This window comes from Streptomyces lusitanus (genome assembly GCF_042647945.1).
Lineage (GTDB): Bacteria > Actinomycetota > Actinomycetes > Streptomycetales > Streptomycetaceae > Streptomyces > Streptomyces pseudogriseolus.
The window spans coordinates 457,725-471,854 of sequence record NZ_JBHRWL010000004.1 but is presented as its reverse complement, the minus strand read 5'-3'; the positions used below and the strand labels follow the sequence as shown (position 1 = coordinate 471,854).

11 protein-coding genes are annotated in these 14,130 nt (G+C 72.8%); 10 read left to right on the top strand and 1 reads right to left on the bottom strand.

Features of this window, described 5'->3' with window-relative positions; genetic code table 11:
• Nucleotides 1-95 precede the first annotated feature (95 nt).
• The gene (locus ACFOSY_RS08915) at nt 96-626 is read left to right on the top strand and encodes an SMI1/KNR4 family protein (protein WP_394306186.1); all 531 of its coding nucleotides are present in this window, start codon (nt 96-98) and stop codon (nt 624-626) included.
• Between the two features lie 71 nt (nt 627-697).
• Here the strand turns inward: ACFOSY_RS08915 and ACFOSY_RS08910 are convergent, their stop codons facing one another.
• Complete coding sequence (locus ACFOSY_RS08910; protein WP_394306185.1) at nt 698-3,199, bottom strand: LuxR C-terminal-related transcriptional regulator; 2,502 nt, start codon at nt 3,197-3,199, stop codon at nt 698-700.
• Nucleotides 3,200-3,580: 381 nt separating this feature from the next.
• Between ACFOSY_RS08910 and ACFOSY_RS08905 the strand changes: the two genes are divergently transcribed.
• From ACFOSY_RS08905 to ACFOSY_RS08865, 9 genes are all read left to right on the top strand, one after another.
• Entirely contained in the window at nt 3,581-4,801 is a 1,221-nt protein-coding gene (locus tag ACFOSY_RS08905) for an MFS transporter (protein WP_394306184.1), read from the top strand.
• Nucleotides 4,802-5,008: 207 nt separating this feature from the next.
• Nucleotides 5,009-5,260, top strand: coding sequence for a hypothetical protein (locus ACFOSY_RS08900; protein ID WP_394306183.1), 252 nt, complete (start codon nt 5,009-5,011; stop codon nt 5,258-5,260).
• Between the two features lie 90 nt (nt 5,261-5,350).
• Nucleotides 5,351-6,244 (top strand): hypothetical protein, encoded by an 894-nt coding sequence (locus ACFOSY_RS08895; protein WP_394306182.1) that lies wholly within the window; start codon nt 5,351-5,353, stop codon nt 6,242-6,244.
• A 174-nt stretch (nt 6,245-6,418) separates the two neighbouring features.
• Nucleotides 6,419-7,777 (top strand): nitrate/nitrite transporter, encoded by a 1,359-nt coding sequence (locus ACFOSY_RS08890; RefSeq protein WP_394306181.1) that lies wholly within the window; start codon nt 6,419-6,421, stop codon nt 7,775-7,777.
• 129 nt (nt 7,778-7,906) lie between these two features.
• On the top strand, nt 7,907-9,064 hold the full coding sequence (locus tag ACFOSY_RS08885; RefSeq protein ID WP_394306180.1) for a uroporphyrinogen-III synthase: 1,158 nt from the start codon (nt 7,907-7,909) through the stop codon (nt 9,062-9,064).
• Between the two features lie 179 nt (nt 9,065-9,243).
• A complete protein-coding gene (locus tag ACFOSY_RS08880; protein WP_394306179.1) occupies nt 9,244-9,831 on the top strand; it encodes a CGNR zinc finger domain-containing protein in 588 nt (195 codons plus the stop codon).
• Nucleotides 9,832-10,192: 361 nt separating this feature from the next.
• On the top strand, nt 10,193-10,777 hold the full coding sequence (locus ACFOSY_RS08875) for a sigma-70 family RNA polymerase sigma factor (protein WP_078492847.1): 585 nt from the start codon (nt 10,193-10,195) through the stop codon (nt 10,775-10,777).
• Between the two features lie 74 nt (nt 10,778-10,851).
• Complete coding sequence (locus ACFOSY_RS08870) at nt 10,852-11,616, top strand: zf-HC2 domain-containing protein (RefSeq protein WP_394306178.1); 765 nt, start codon at nt 10,852-10,854, stop codon at nt 11,614-11,616.
• Nucleotides 11,617-11,676: 60 nt separating this feature from the next.
• Nucleotides 11,677-13,974 (top strand): HelD family protein, encoded by a 2,298-nt coding sequence (locus tag ACFOSY_RS08865; protein ID WP_394306177.1) that lies wholly within the window; start codon nt 11,677-11,679, stop codon nt 13,972-13,974.
• The last annotated feature ends 156 nt before the right edge of the window (nt 13,975-14,130 follow it).

The window sequence follows — 14,130 nt, the reverse complement described above, 5'->3', positions numbered from 1 at the left end:
CGCCTGCGCCTTCGGCGCCGGAGCGGCCCGTACGTCGGCGTACTCAGCCCCCTGGGGCGGTGTGCATGTCCCCGGCTCGTGCCACGATCCGCCTCATGAGTGACCGATCGCTTTCGCCCGCCTGGCTGGCCTCGTGGACAGACAGGGTCTCCGGGGCTCTCACGGCCATGACAGACGAGTTCGAGGATCGGCACGGCTTCCCCTGTGGGACCAACGCGATCCGGGCGGCTGACCACGACGACCAAGCGGCGGCTCGCAGGCTGGCCCAAGTCGCCCCTGTATCGGCCGACCTGATCACCTTCTACGACAGCATCGGCGATGTCACCTGGCCGGATGTCGGCAACGGCCATTTCCTCGAGCCGGCCGTTGACGTCCTGCACCGGCTCCAGGAGCACTGCATCACCGAAACCGGCCCGGGAAGGAAGATCCACGGTCTGGTCATCGGCTCGACCGGCGGTGGTCCGGCATACGTCGCGGGTCGAGACGGAGCGGTCTACCGCACGCGGACCGCGTCACTGGACGAACCGGAGCTCGACAAGGTGGCCGACGACCTACGCCAGTTCCTCGAGCTGCTGGAGCACGCCCTGACCCTGTTCATCGCGGACGGTGGGACGGGGAACCCGTAACCGCAACGGTCGCCGCCGCGGTATCCAGAATTCAGGCGCGGAACCGCGCCGGCGCGGCCGGCCCGTTCCTGTCACCGGCTCTTGAGTGCTCCCCTCGGTTCGAGGCCGTGGTCGTGGACGTAGCGGGCCAGGGCGACGCGGGAGCGGATGCCGAGCTTGCCGTAGATGCGGCGGAGGTAGTAGTTGACCGTGTGCGGCGATAGGTGCACGCGTTGGGCGACCTGACGGTTGGTCAGGCCCCGTGCGACGAACTCGGCGATGGTGCGCTCCATGTCCGTCAACGCCTCCGCGTCGCCGGCCGGACCGGGCTGCCGCTGGTGGGCCGTGGCGTCGACGAGGGCCATCCGGCCCGCGTGCTCGCGGATGGTCCACGGACCGGGTCGGGGCGATGACACCTGCCGTTCGTCCAGCAGAGCCGTCAGGTCCTCGGCCGCGCGGGCCCGGGTCCAGGCGTCGCCGTGCTCCGCAGCGACCCGCGCGATCCCCTCCGGGTCGCACTCGTACAGGCTGCGGGCGTACACGGCGGCCAGCCGGACGTCGGGAGCGTCCGGGTTGTCCGCCGCCAGTTTCTCCACGGCCTTGAGGGCCGTATCGGCGAGCGCGGGGTCACCGGCCCGGCGGGAGAAGCGGACGAACCAGGCCGCCGCGCCCGGCTCCGTCAGCAGCAGCGGGCGCGAGGACGGCAGCGGCACGGGGGCGGCGGCGAGCAGGCCGGCCGCCTCGCGGACCTCGTTCCGGGCGGCGTGCAGCAGCACGTCCAGCCAGTGGCAGCGCAGGGCCAGGTACGGGAGCGCCTCCAGGGCCGCCCGGTGTTCCCGGCAGCGGGCGAGGTGCCCGGCCGCCGACCCGGTGTCGCCCGCGAGCAGGTCGATGCGGCACAGCGTGGCCCACGCCCAGGCGGCGAGGCCCGACAGCCCGTCGTCGGACGCGGCCGACCGGACGTCCCGCGCCCGTCGCCGGGCGGCGTCGAGGTCCCCGGCCCGCAGATGCGCCGCCGCCCGTACCAGGTTCGCGGCCGGCCGGTGAACGGCGTCGTCGCTCTCCGCCGACACCTGCCCGAGCAGTACCTCCGCCTCCTCGGTCTCGCCCAGCGCGACGAGTTTGGCCGCCAGCGCAACCCGGGGATACGCGCCGCCGGCCGCAGGGACGGGCGGCAGCGGCTGGTCGACGGCCCGGCGGCCCCAGCGGACGGCTTCCGCCGTACGGCCCTCGGCCCACTCCAGACCTGACAGGACCACCGCGGCCGTTCGCCCGGCCTCCGGCCCCGCCCCCGCCAACTGGTCGATCACGGTGTCGGCCCAAGCATCGGCGAGCGGTACGGACCCGGCCGCCGGCCCGGCCGGGTCCGCCGCGTCCACCTGCCCGCCCGCCAGCAGAAAGTCGGCCATCAAGCCCCGCAGGACCAGTGTCTCCGGGGCCGGGAGCCGCCGGTCGAGCGCGCTGCGGACGAGCAGGACGGCCGACTCGGTGTGCCCGGTGCGCAGCAGCGTCCCGATCGCGCCCGTCGTCCCCGTGCCCCCTGGCGCCACCGGCGCGTCCTGCTCCCGTACGCTGCCCCGGCGCCCCGGCTTGCCCCGCCCGGGCTCGACCAGCCCCAACTCGACCAGCCCCGGCTCGGTCATGCCCAGGTCGGCCACAGCCTGGACGGAAGCGTGGGGCCGGCCCGCGCACCGCTGCGCATCCTGGTGCAGAGCGGCCCGTACGGTCGCCGGGATCGACTCGTACACGGCCCGCCAGAGCAGCGGCTGCTGGAAGCTCATCCCGTCGTCTGTGAAGGTCAGCAGCCCGGCGGCCACCGTCTCGTCGAGGGCGGGCAGCAGCGCGGCGGTGCCGGTGCCCAGCATGGCCGCCGCCTGCGACAGCGGGAAGGTACGGCCGAGGACGGTGCCGACCCGCAGCAGTTGCACCGACTCCTTGGACAACTGCCGTAGATGCTCGTCGACCGCGGCCCGCACCCGCGCCGGAAGCCGCCGCGGGGTGAGTCGGAGCAGCTCGCCCTCGGGCCCGATGCGGCCCTCCTCGGCCAGTCCCGCGACCAGTTCCACGATCAGCCGAGGATTGCCGTGGGCGCAGTTCACCACGTTCAGCAGCCCGGCCGTCGGCGGTACACCGATGAGGTCACGGACCAGGCCGCGGATCGTCCCGCCGGTCAGCGGCGACAGCTCCAGCGCGTGCACCTGGGCGCCGGCGGCCCCGTAGGGCGTGGTCCGGGCCGTGGCGGCGCGGGCGAGCAGCAGCGTCGGCGACGTCGCGGGGTCCTGCCGGACGGTTCGCAGCAGCGTCTGAAGCTCACTCGCGGTCAGGACCTCCACGTCGTCCAGGACCAGCAGCGCGCGGTCGCCGGGGGAGTGCGGGTAGCCCGGCACCGACCCGAGGTCCGCCGTGCGCGGATGGTGGACGGCCAGTCCGCGCCGGCGCGCGCACCGCGCCGCTTCGCTCAGCAGTCTGGTCTTGCCGATGCCGCTCTGGCCGCTGACGACCAGGATTCCGGGCACGTCGGATTCCGCCCGGTTGAGGAAGCCGGCGATGCGCCGCTGCTCCTCCTCGCGTCCGTGCAGCCTGACTTCGGGCATCTTGTACCCCCGTGACGACGTCCAGGACCAGGAACCGCCGGCCCGGGAACCGCCCGAACCGGTGTACCGGGAATCAACCATTCCGCACGCGGCGGCCCGACGCGGTGACGCCCCTCACCATCACGCCCGATCGTCTTGTTTCGCTACGACCCCGAGGTACGGGGATCCGGCTGCGCGGTCGGCCCACGGACGTCCCCAGCGATTGTCCACCGCGCTGTTCGGCCGCACTACTGGACCGGGTAATCCGCGCACGCCGACCGTTCTACTCACTTGGGTAGTGGCTCCCGGAAAGGACGGTGAACACAATGACGAAACACCTTGCCGGCAGAGAGAAAGCAAGCGTGGAATGGCTGACCCTCTGTGTGCGAAGGGCTGATCGCGTTGTCCGCACGACCCGGCTACCGGCAGCTGATGACCCGTGAGCTCCTGCTGTGGGCCGCGATCTCCCTGGCCGGCAAGGTCCCGGTGGCGATGGCCCCGCTGGCCCTGGTCTTCTTCAGCAGGGAGAGCCCCGGGGGGTACACCCTCGGCGCGAGCCTGGCCTCCGCGTACGTCCTCGGTGAGGTCGTCGGCGCCCCCCTGCTCGGCACCCGGCTGGGCGACGGCCGGATGCGGCGGGAGCTGTCCGCCGGGCTCCTGGCAGGCGCGCTCGCCTTCGGCGTCCTGCCGTTCGCGCACTCCGCCCCGTCGCCCGTCCTCCTGGCCCTCGCCTTCCTGGCCGGCGCGGCACCGGCCGCCTGCCCCGGCGGCCTGCGGGCCTCCCTGACCCGGTTGGTGGACGACGACCTGGTACCCCGCGCACTGAGCGCCGAGGCCACCCTCACCCAGTGCGTCTGGGCCGCGGCACCTGGCCTGGTGGTCCTCCTGGCCCTCCAGGTGCACCCCGGCGCCCCGCTGCTGCTGGGTGCGCTGCTCGCGGCCACCGCCTCCCTGCTGCTGTTCCTCCTCCCGGAGCAGAGGGTCCCCGAGTCCGCCGGGCGCTCCGCCGCGCCGATGACACGGACCCTGCTGTCCGGCTGGCCCGTGTACCTCACCAGCGCGGCCGCCATGGCGATGCTGGCCACCGCCGAACTCGTCCTGCCCGCGCTCCTGGAGGACCGGGACATCGCCGTCGGCTGGTCCGGCCCGCTGCTCGCCGGGTTCGCCCTGGCCGGCGCGGTCGGCGCGCTCTGCTACGGCCTGCGGACCTGGCCCGGCCCGGTGCGGGTGCAGAGCCTGGTTCTCCTCGCCGTCACCGCCGCCTGCGTCTGCCTGATCACCCTGCTGCCGGGCCTGGGCGGCATCGCCGCGGCACTGCTCCTGGCGGGTGTCCTCCAGTCCGGCGTCATGGTCACCCGCAACCTCAGCCTGCGGGAACGCCTGCCCGAACACGCCCACGCCGCCGCGTACTCGGTGATGTACGCCGTTCAGGGCGTGGGCTACAGCGCGACCGCGTCCCTGTCCGCAGTGGCCCTGGACCTGGCGTCCCCTTCGGTGGCGATCCTCGGCGGTGTCGCCATCACCCTCCTCATCACCGCCGTCAGCGCCCTCGCCGAACGTGGCCCCGAACCCCGTACCAACACCGACTCCGCCGCCCTCGCCGACGCGGACGACTGCACCTGACCCGTCCGTCGCCGGACCCGGCAGGTGCGGTCGGAGCCGCGGGGGCGAACTACCGAACTACCCGGTCATCTCTGGCCGGCGCTCCGCCAGGCCCGCCCCGCTTCTCAACGCCCTGTGGGATCGAGAGACATCCAAGACTTCGCTCAGTACGGGCGCATCGAAGTGCCCGGGGAAGCCACAGTCTGCGGGACGAGGATCGTTGTCCTCGTGAGCAAGTTCAAGCCATTGGCAATGGTGGCAGCCGATAACCCCGGCGCGTTCTTGGGAACGGATGAAGCGCGCGCTGAAGGCGAGCTCGCCGCGAGTGACCTTGAGAAGGTAGAGCAGGTGCTCGTTGCATCGGGGTACGTCACGGTTCCGCTGGACATGGTGACTTCACGTCTCCTTGGCGAGGCGGTGGATCAGGTCCCGGGACTCGGCAGGCTCGGGGGTGTTCGACTTCATGCGGTCGAGCACTGAACGGTACTTGCTGAACTGGTTCGAGGCGGGCCGCCGTGCCACACTGCCTCCTGTTGCTGAAGTGAACGGTGGGCCAGGGGGCGAGGGCGGATGAGCAAGCGGCAGACGCAGAAGATGCTGCAGTTGATGGCGAGCGGGGAGCCGGTGGAGCTCACCAGTCCCATGGCATCCGTGAAGAAACTCGCCCGACTCGCCTTCGTCGCCCAGCAGTTCGGGTACGAGTACGCGGATGTCCGGCAGGGCGGCGGGAACAACAGCCAGCTGAAGATGCTGATCGTGCCCGACCTCAGCCCGCAGGCCCAGACCCGCGCCGCGCAGAACTGGGCGCAGTACCCCAACGCCCACGACGGCGTCTCCCTGCCGCCGCTGGTGCCGGACGCCTTCGAACTGCTCAAGGCGCGCATCAACTTCGACCTCACCGGCAAGAACGCCGAGAAGCGGATGGGCTACGGCGCGATCGGCGTCTCCATCGGCGCCGTGATCATCGCCTACCGGCTGGGCGGCACCTCGGACGACTTCGTGATCGCGGCCATCATCTGGCTGGCCCTCATGGCGGTCTTCGGTATCGGGTTCGCCGTCAACCGCAAGCGCAACGCCAAGTTCGCCGCCCGCCTCCACGCGGCCGGCTTCACCCCGGTGACGGACGAGACGGGCCGCGTGCGCTATCTGCCCCCGGGCGGGCAGTTGCCGGGCCACGGCAACCCCTTCGGGGGCGGTCCGTACGGTCCGTACGGGGTACAGGCCCAGGGTGCGCCGCCGGTCCCGCCGCAGCCGCAGCAGCAGCCGGCACCGGGTTACGCCCCGCCCGCTCAGCAGCCGCCGGCGTACGGACAGCCCTTCCCGCAGCAGCAGCAACAGCAGCCCGGTCCGTACGCCCCCCAGCAGCCGCCCGCCTACGGGCAGCCCGGCCAGCCCGGCCCGTACAACCAGCAGCCCCCCGCCTACGGCCAGCCCGGCCCCTACGGCCAGCCCCCGCAGCACTGACCCCTCACCGCACCCCCGGTGACCGGTGACGGACTCCTCTCACCCCGCCCCCCGCCGGGGTGAGAGCAACGTTCCCTGCCGGTCACCGCGTGCCACAGACCGGAAACGCTCCCTCCCTACCTTCGGGACCAGCCCTCGCGGCACCGCCGCGCCCCGGAGAGCAGTGGAGGCCCCATGACAGCCCGCAGCGGCCGTTGGATCCAGCAGTGGGACCCGGAGGACGAGACCTTCTGGAACCGCACCGGCGAGCGGATCGCCCGCCGTAATCTCCTCTTCTCCGTGCTGTCCGAGCACATCGGCTTCTCGGTCTGGACCATGTGGTCCGTGCTCGTGCTCTTCATGGGACCGGAGTACGGGCTGACCCCGGCCGACAAGTTCCTGCTGACGTCGCTGGTCACGCTGGTCGGCGCGGTCGTCCGGGTCCCGTACACCTTCGCCGTGGCGGTGTTCGGCGGGCGGAACTGGACGATCGTCTCCGCCGGCCTGCTGCTCGTGCCGACCGTCGCCGCGTTCGCCGTGATGGAGCCGGGGACGTCCTTCTCCACCTTCCTCCTCGTCGGCCTGCTGGCCGGCATCGGCGGCGGCAACTTCGCGTCCTCCATGACCAACATCAACGCCTTCTTCCCGCTGAGGAAGAAAGGCTGGGCGCTCGGTCTGAACGCCGGCGGCGGGAACATCGGCGTGCCCGTCATCCAGCTCGTCGCCCTCGCGATCATCGGCGCGAGCGGGGGGCCGCGGGTGCTGCTCGGCCTCTACATCCCGCTGATCGTCGTCGCCGCCGTGCTCGCCGCGCTCTTCATGGACAACCTGGCCTCGGTGAAGAACGACACCGGCGCCGCCAAGGACGCCGCGCGCGACCCGCACACCTGGATCATGTCGTTCCTCTACATCGGCACCTTCGGCTCGTTCATCGGCTACAGCTTCGCCTTCGGGCAGGTGCTCCAGAACCAGTTCGACCGCACCCCGCTGGAGGCCGCGTACGTCACCTTCATCGGGCCGCTGCTCGGCTCCCTGATCCGCCCGGTGGGCGGCTCGCTCGCCGACCGGTACGGCGGCGCGCGCATCACCCTGTGGAACTTCGTCGCCATGGGCGCGGCGACCGCCGTGCTGATCGTCGCCTCGATGCAGAAGTCGCTGGTGCTGTTCACCGTCGCCTTCGTGGGGCTGTTCGTGCTGACCGGCCTCGGCAACGGGTCGACGTACAAGATGATCCCCGGCATCTTCCAGGCCAAGGCGCACGCGCTGGGCCTCGAAGGGGAGGCGGCGGCCGCGTACGGGCGGCGGCTCTCCGGGGCGTCCATGGGGCTGATCGGCGCGGTGGGCGCGCTCGGCGGCGTCGGCATCAACCTCGCCTTCCGCCAGTCCTTCCTCTCCTACGGCTCCGGCACCGGCGCGTTCGTGGCGTTCCTCGCCTGTTACGCGGTGTGTTTCGCGGTCACCTGGGCGGTATACCTCCGCCGGCCCGCCGCCCGCCCGGCCGGCGCGTCCCCCGCCACGGAGGAGAAGCCGCAGCTCAGCTATGCCGAGGTATGACGGCGGGTGACGTAACACTGGTGACATGAAGCCGAACCGAGCCTGTCATGGTTGGTTGACAGGCTCGTTCGGCACGGACGTGGAGCCGCACCTCCGTGCAGGACGCCGACTCGAGCCGGGACGAGAGTGATGGACGACGAACGAGAGCAGTCACCGGAGCACGGCCCCCTCGCGGGATTCACCGTGGGCGTGACCGCGGCGCGCCGGGCCGACGAGCTGGGCGCGCTGCTGGAGCGGCGCGGCGCGGCGGTGCTGCACGCCCCGGCCCTGCGGATCGTGCCGCTCTCCGACGACAGCGAGCTGCTGGCGGCCACCAAGGAGATCATCGGGCGGGCCCCGGACATCGCGGTCGCCACCACCGCCATCGGCTTCCGCGGCTGGGTGGAGGCCGCGGACGGCTGGGGGCTCGGCGAGGACCTGCTGGAGCGGCTGCGCGAGGTGCGGATCCTGGCCCGCGGGCCGAAGGTGAAGGGCGCGATCCGGGCGGCCGGGCTGACCGAGGAGTGGTCGCCGGCCTCGGAGTCGATGGCGGAGGTGCTGGACCGGCTGCTGGAGGAGGGCGTCGACGGGCTGCGCATCGCCGTCCAGCTGCACGGCGAGCCGCTGCCCGGGTTCGTGGAGTCGCTGCGCGCCGGGGGAGCGGAGGTGCTGGGCGTACCGGTGTACCGGTGGCTGCCGCCGGAGGACATCGGGCCGGTGGACCGCCTGATCGACGCGGCCGTCGCCCGCACCCTGGACGCGGTCACCTTCACCAGCGCGCCCGCCGCCGCGTCGCTGCTGTCCCGCGCCGAGGAGCGCGGACTGGCCGACGACCTGCTGGCCGCGCTCGGGCACGACGTGCTGCCCGCCTGCGTCGGCCCGGTCACCGCCCTGCCGCTCCAGGCGCGGGGCGTCGACACGGTGCAGCCCGAACGCTTCCGCCTGGGCCCGCTGGTCCAGCTGCTGTGCCGCGAACTCCCCTCCCGCGCCCGCACGTTGCCCGTGGCCGGGCACCGGGTGGAGATCCGGGGGCACGCGGTGCTGGTGGACGGCGAGCTGCGGCCCGTGCCGCCCGCCGGGATGTCCCTGCTGCGGGCGCTGTCCCGCAGGCCCGGCTGGGTCGTCTCCCGCGCCGAGCTGCTGCGCGCCCTCCCGGGCACCGGCCGTGACGAACACGCGGTGGAGACCGCGATGGCCCGCCTGCGCACCGCCCTCGGCGCCCCGAAACTGATCCAGACGGTGGTCAAGCGCGGCTACCGCCTCGCCCTCGACCCGGCGGCGGACGCCAAGTACGACGCGGCGGTCTGACCCGGCGGCACAAGCCGCCTCCGCCCCGCCGGACTCCTCCGCGCGGGGAGGCCGAGCCGAATGCACGCGGCAGGAGGGGTTCCGGGGGCCGGGACGGGCGGGCACTGTGGAGACAGAACGTTTCCCGGTTCGCGCACGGCCCCCACGCGCGCGGGGGCCCACCTAGGCGGTGGCAGGACATGGCACTGGGCACGGTCACGGCGTCCTACGAGCTGAGGTTCGACACCGGGCGGGTCTGCCTGGATCTGCTCGCGACCACCCATCCGGAGGAACGGCTGGGCTCCGTCGACGCGCTGCGGGCCTGGATCACCGGCGCCGGACTCGTCCCCGAGGGCACTCCGCTCACCCACGCCGACCCGTCCTGGCTGGACGCCTTCCGCGAACTGCGCGCGGATCTCGTCCCGTTGGTGCGCGCGCCCGGCTCCCCGTCGTACGGCCGCGCGCTCGCCCGGGTCAACGACCTCGCCCGCTCCGCGCCCCCGGCGCCCCGCGCGGTGCCCGGCGCGGACGGGACGCTGGTGCGCCGGCTCGACGGCCCGCCCGGCCGCGACGCGCTGCTCGGCGCGGTGGCGCGGGACGCGGTGGACCTGCTCACCGACCCGGCCGCCCGCGCGAGCCTGCGCCAGTGCGAGGGCGACAACTGCCCCATCGTGTACGTCGACACGTCCCGGGGCCGGCGGCGCCGCTGGTGCTCCAGCGAGGTGTGCGGCAACCGCGAGCGCGTGGCCCGGCACCGCCGCCGTACGGCAGCCCTCACCCGCGCCTGAACACCCGCGCACCCGTGCTCGAACACCCGCGCACCCGTGCCTGAACACCCGCGCCGGCCGTCGGCGCCCTCGTGCGTCCGATTGAACTCCCTTATCCCCTTCGCGGTTTTCGCGCGCCGGGAATCCCGAAAACCGCTCAAGTGATGTCCATCACGCCCCCGTTGGGCCCTTGCGCCCGCCCCTCGGCGCTCTCCCGCCCGCGCTGTGTCGGAAATGTGAAGGAGGGGCGGGGGGAATGTGGGTGCATGTCCCGGTCGTCGTGATCCCCGCGAGAAAACTGCCGTCTCTCTTTGAACACCCCACCCCCTCCGTGCGTACCGGTTGTCGAGCGACCGACTGGGGGATCCCCCGGACACCGGAGGTGGGCGTGCGCAAGGATGCGGCCGTGGCCAATGAACGTGGAACGAGGGCCCGACATCGCATGTCTTCACAGCCCTCGGAACCTGACGAGGAGCTGATGCGTGCGCTGTACCGCGAGCACGCAGGACCCCTTCTGGCGTACGTCCTCAGGCTGGTCGCAGGAGACCGGCAGCGCGCCGAGGACGTCGTCCAGGAAACGCTCATCCGTGCCTGGAAGAACGCCGGTCAGCTCAATCGGGCGACCGGTTCGGTACGCCCCTGGCTGGTGACGGTCGCACGCCGCATCGTCATCGACGGCCACCGCAGCCGGCAGGCCCGGCCGCAGGAGGTCGATCCGTCGCCGCTGGAGGTCATCCCCGCGGAGGACGAGATCGACAAGGCGCTGTGGCTGATGACGCTGTCGGACGCACTCGACGACCTGACCCCGGCGCACCGGGAAGTCCTCGTCGAGACCTATTTCAAGGGGCGTACCGTCAATGAGGCGGCCCAGACACTCGGCATACCGAGCGGCACCGTACGCTCGCGGGTGTTCTACGCCCTGCGGTCGATGAAGCTGGCTCTGGAGGAGCGGGGGGTGACGGCGTGATGAGTGTGTACGGGGGAAACCAGGGATTCGGCACGGGCGGGACGGGTATGTCTGGTGCCATGGAGGGATCACCGGTGCCGAACGAACACGAGACCGTCGGTGCCTACGCCCTCGGCATTCTCGACGACGCCGAAGCGACCGCCTTCGAGGCGCATCTGGCCACCTGTGAGTGGTGCGCCCAGCAGCTCGACGAACTCGCCGGGATGGAACCGATGCTGGCCGCGCTCGCGGACCTGCCGGACGCCGCCGGATCGCCCGCGATCGGCGAGTCGCTGTCCGCCAAGCCGTCGCCGCGCGTGGTGGAGAAGCTGGTCGACGAGGTCGCCGAGCGCCGTGCGCGCAAGCGCCGCCGGAACTTCTACATGGTCGCCGCGGCCGGCGCGCTGATCGTCAGCGGCCCGTTCGTGGCCGTCGCCGCGAGCGGCGGGGACGACGGCAGCGGCGGCGGGGGCAACACCAGCAGAACGCTGGCGGCCAACCCGGCGAAGGACGCCTTCGACAAGAGCTCCGAGAAGGTCACGGCGACCGATCCCGGCACCGGGGTGACCGCCACCGTGGCCCTGGCGGACAAGCTCTGGGGCACCGAGATCATCACCGAGCTGAAGAACGTCAAGGGCGAACAGAAGTGCTCGCTCATCGCCGTCGGCAAGAACGGCGAGCGCGAGACGGTGAACTCCTGGGCGGTCACGGGAGAGGGCTACGGACTGCCCGACGCCGCGACCGACAAGGGCAAGCAGCCGCTGTACGTCCAGGGCGGCGCCGCCTTCGAGCGCAACCAGATCGACCACTTCGTGATCGCCACCTTCGACGGCAAGACGCTCGTCGAGGTCGACGCGTAGCCTCACGGGGCCCCCTTCGCGTACGGTTGACGGCTGCCCAGCACGTCAGAAGGGGGCCCGGTGGCCGCTCAGGCTCAACAGGAATCCGCGGTCGTCCCGGTTCACGACTCCGTTCGCGACCGGGAGATCCGTGTGGAACAGGAACACCTGGACCGGGTGTACCGGCGCCTCGAGGAGAAGATCTCCGAGGCCGAGTTCCTCATGCGCGACGCCGCCCAGCGCGGCCATGTCGGCACGCCCGGCGCCCTCGCCGAGCGGGACGCCCAGGTCTTCCGGGCCGGCGTCCACCTCAACCGGCTGCACAACGAGTACGAGGACTTCCTCTTCGGCCGGATCGACCTGCTGCTCGGCAAGGACGGCAAGAAGGGCCCGGACGGCGCGTACACCGCCGTCGAGCCCGCCGAGGGCGCCGTCCGCCCCGACAACACCGCCGACATCGCCGAGACCCTGCACATCGGCCGCATCGGCGTCCTCGACGAGGACTACGCCCCGCTCGTCATCGACTGGCGGGCGCCCGCCGCGGCGCCCTTCTACCGCTCCACCCCGGTCGACCCGGGCCGGGTCGTGCGGCGCCGGGTGATCCGCTCCAAGGGACGCCGGGTGCAGAGCGTCGAGGACGACCTGATGCGCCCCGAGCTGACGGCCGCCCTCGACGGCCGGGAGCTGGCCGTGATCGGCGACGGCGCCCTGATGGCCGCGCTCGGCCAGGCCCGTACGCACACCATGCGGGACATCGTCGCCTCCATCCAGGCCGAGCAGGACCTGGTGATCCGCGCGCCCGCCGCCTCCGTCACCTACGTCGAGGGCGGCCCCGGCACCGGCAAGACCGCCGTCGCCCTGCACCGTGCCGCCTACCTGCTCTACCAGGACCGCCGCCGGTACGCGGGCGGCATCCTGATCGTCTCCCCGACCCCGCTGCTCGTCGCCTACACCGAGGGCGTGCTGCCGTCCCTCGGCGAGGAGGGCCAGGTCGCCATCCGCGCCATCGGCTCCCTCGTGGACGGCGCGGAGGCCACCGTGTACGACTCCCCGGCCGTGGCCCGGATCAAGGGCTCGTACCGCATGCTCCGGTTGCTCAGGAAGGCCGCGCGCGGCGCCCTGGAGCTGAACGATTCGCCGCAGCGGCTGCGGGTCGTCGCCTTCGGGCGGCGCCTGGAGCTGGAGGCGGAGGAGCTGGCGGAGGTCCGCCGCACCGCCCTGGGCGGCACCGCCCCGGTCAACCTGCTGCGCCCCCGCGCCCGCAAGCTGCTCCTGGACGCCCTGTGGGAGCGCTCCGGCGCCGGCAACCGGCACACCGACCCCGAACTCGCCGCCGAGCTGCGCTCCTCCTTCGACGAGGACATCACCTCCGAGGACGACTTCACCGCCTTCCTCGACGCCTGGTGGCCGGAGCTCACCCCCGCCGCCGTCCTCGACGCCATGGCCGACGAGCGGCGCCTCGGCCGCTGGGCCCGGCGCGTCCTCAACCCGGGGGAGGTGCGCAAGCTGGCGCGCTCCCTCCAGCGGGACGGGCGCTCCGTGCACGACATCGCGCTGCTGGACGAGCTCCAGGCGGTCCTGGGCGCCCCCGCCCGGCCCCGCAAGAAGCGCGAGATGGATCCGCTGGACCAGCTCACCGGCCTGGAGGAGCTGATGCCGGTGCGCGAGGAGACCCAGCGCGAGCGGGCCGAGCGGCTGGCCCAGGAGCGCGTCGAGTACGCCCACGTCATCGTCGACGAGGCGCAGGACCTCACACCGATGCAGTGGCGCATGGTCGGCCGCCGCGGACGCCACGCCACCTGGACGGTCGTCGGCGACCCGGCCCAGTCCTCCTGGTCCGACCCGGACGAGGCCGCCCAGGCCCGCGACGAGGCCCTCGGCACCCGTCCGCGCCGCCGCTTCGAGCTGACCGTGAACTACCGCAACCCGGCCGAGATCGCCGAGCTGGCGGCGAAGGTCCTCGCCCTGGCCATGCCGGGCTCCGAGTCGCCGCGCGCGGTGCGCTCCACGGGCGTCGAGCCGCGTTTCGCCGTGGCCCCGGGGGCGCTGGGCGACACCGTGCGCGCCGAGGCCGCCCGGCTGCTGGAGCGGGTGGACGGCACGGTGGGCGTGGTCGTCGCGATGCGGCGGCGCGAGGAGGCGCGGCGCTGGCTCGACGGGCTCGGCGACCGGGTGGTGGCGCTCGGCAGCCTGGAGGCCAAGGGCCTGGAGTACGACGCGACGGTGGTCGTCTCGCCCGCGGAGATCGCCGACGAGTCCCCGGCCGGCCTCAGGGTGCTCTACGTCGCTCTGACCCGGGCCACGCAGCAGCTCACCGTGGTGTCCGCCGAGCGGGACGAACCGGACGCCGCGGGGGTGCCCGACCTGCTGCGGGACTGAGCGGGCGGCGGCCGGGGCGGCCCGGCCGAGGGATGCGGGAAATATCCCCGCGTCATGGGAATGGCCCCGGGCGATCCGTTTGTTAGCCTGGACGTGGCACCGGCTCGATCCAAGCCCCCGGGCCCAACCTTAGTCGCTTCGAGCGACCACTTGCCG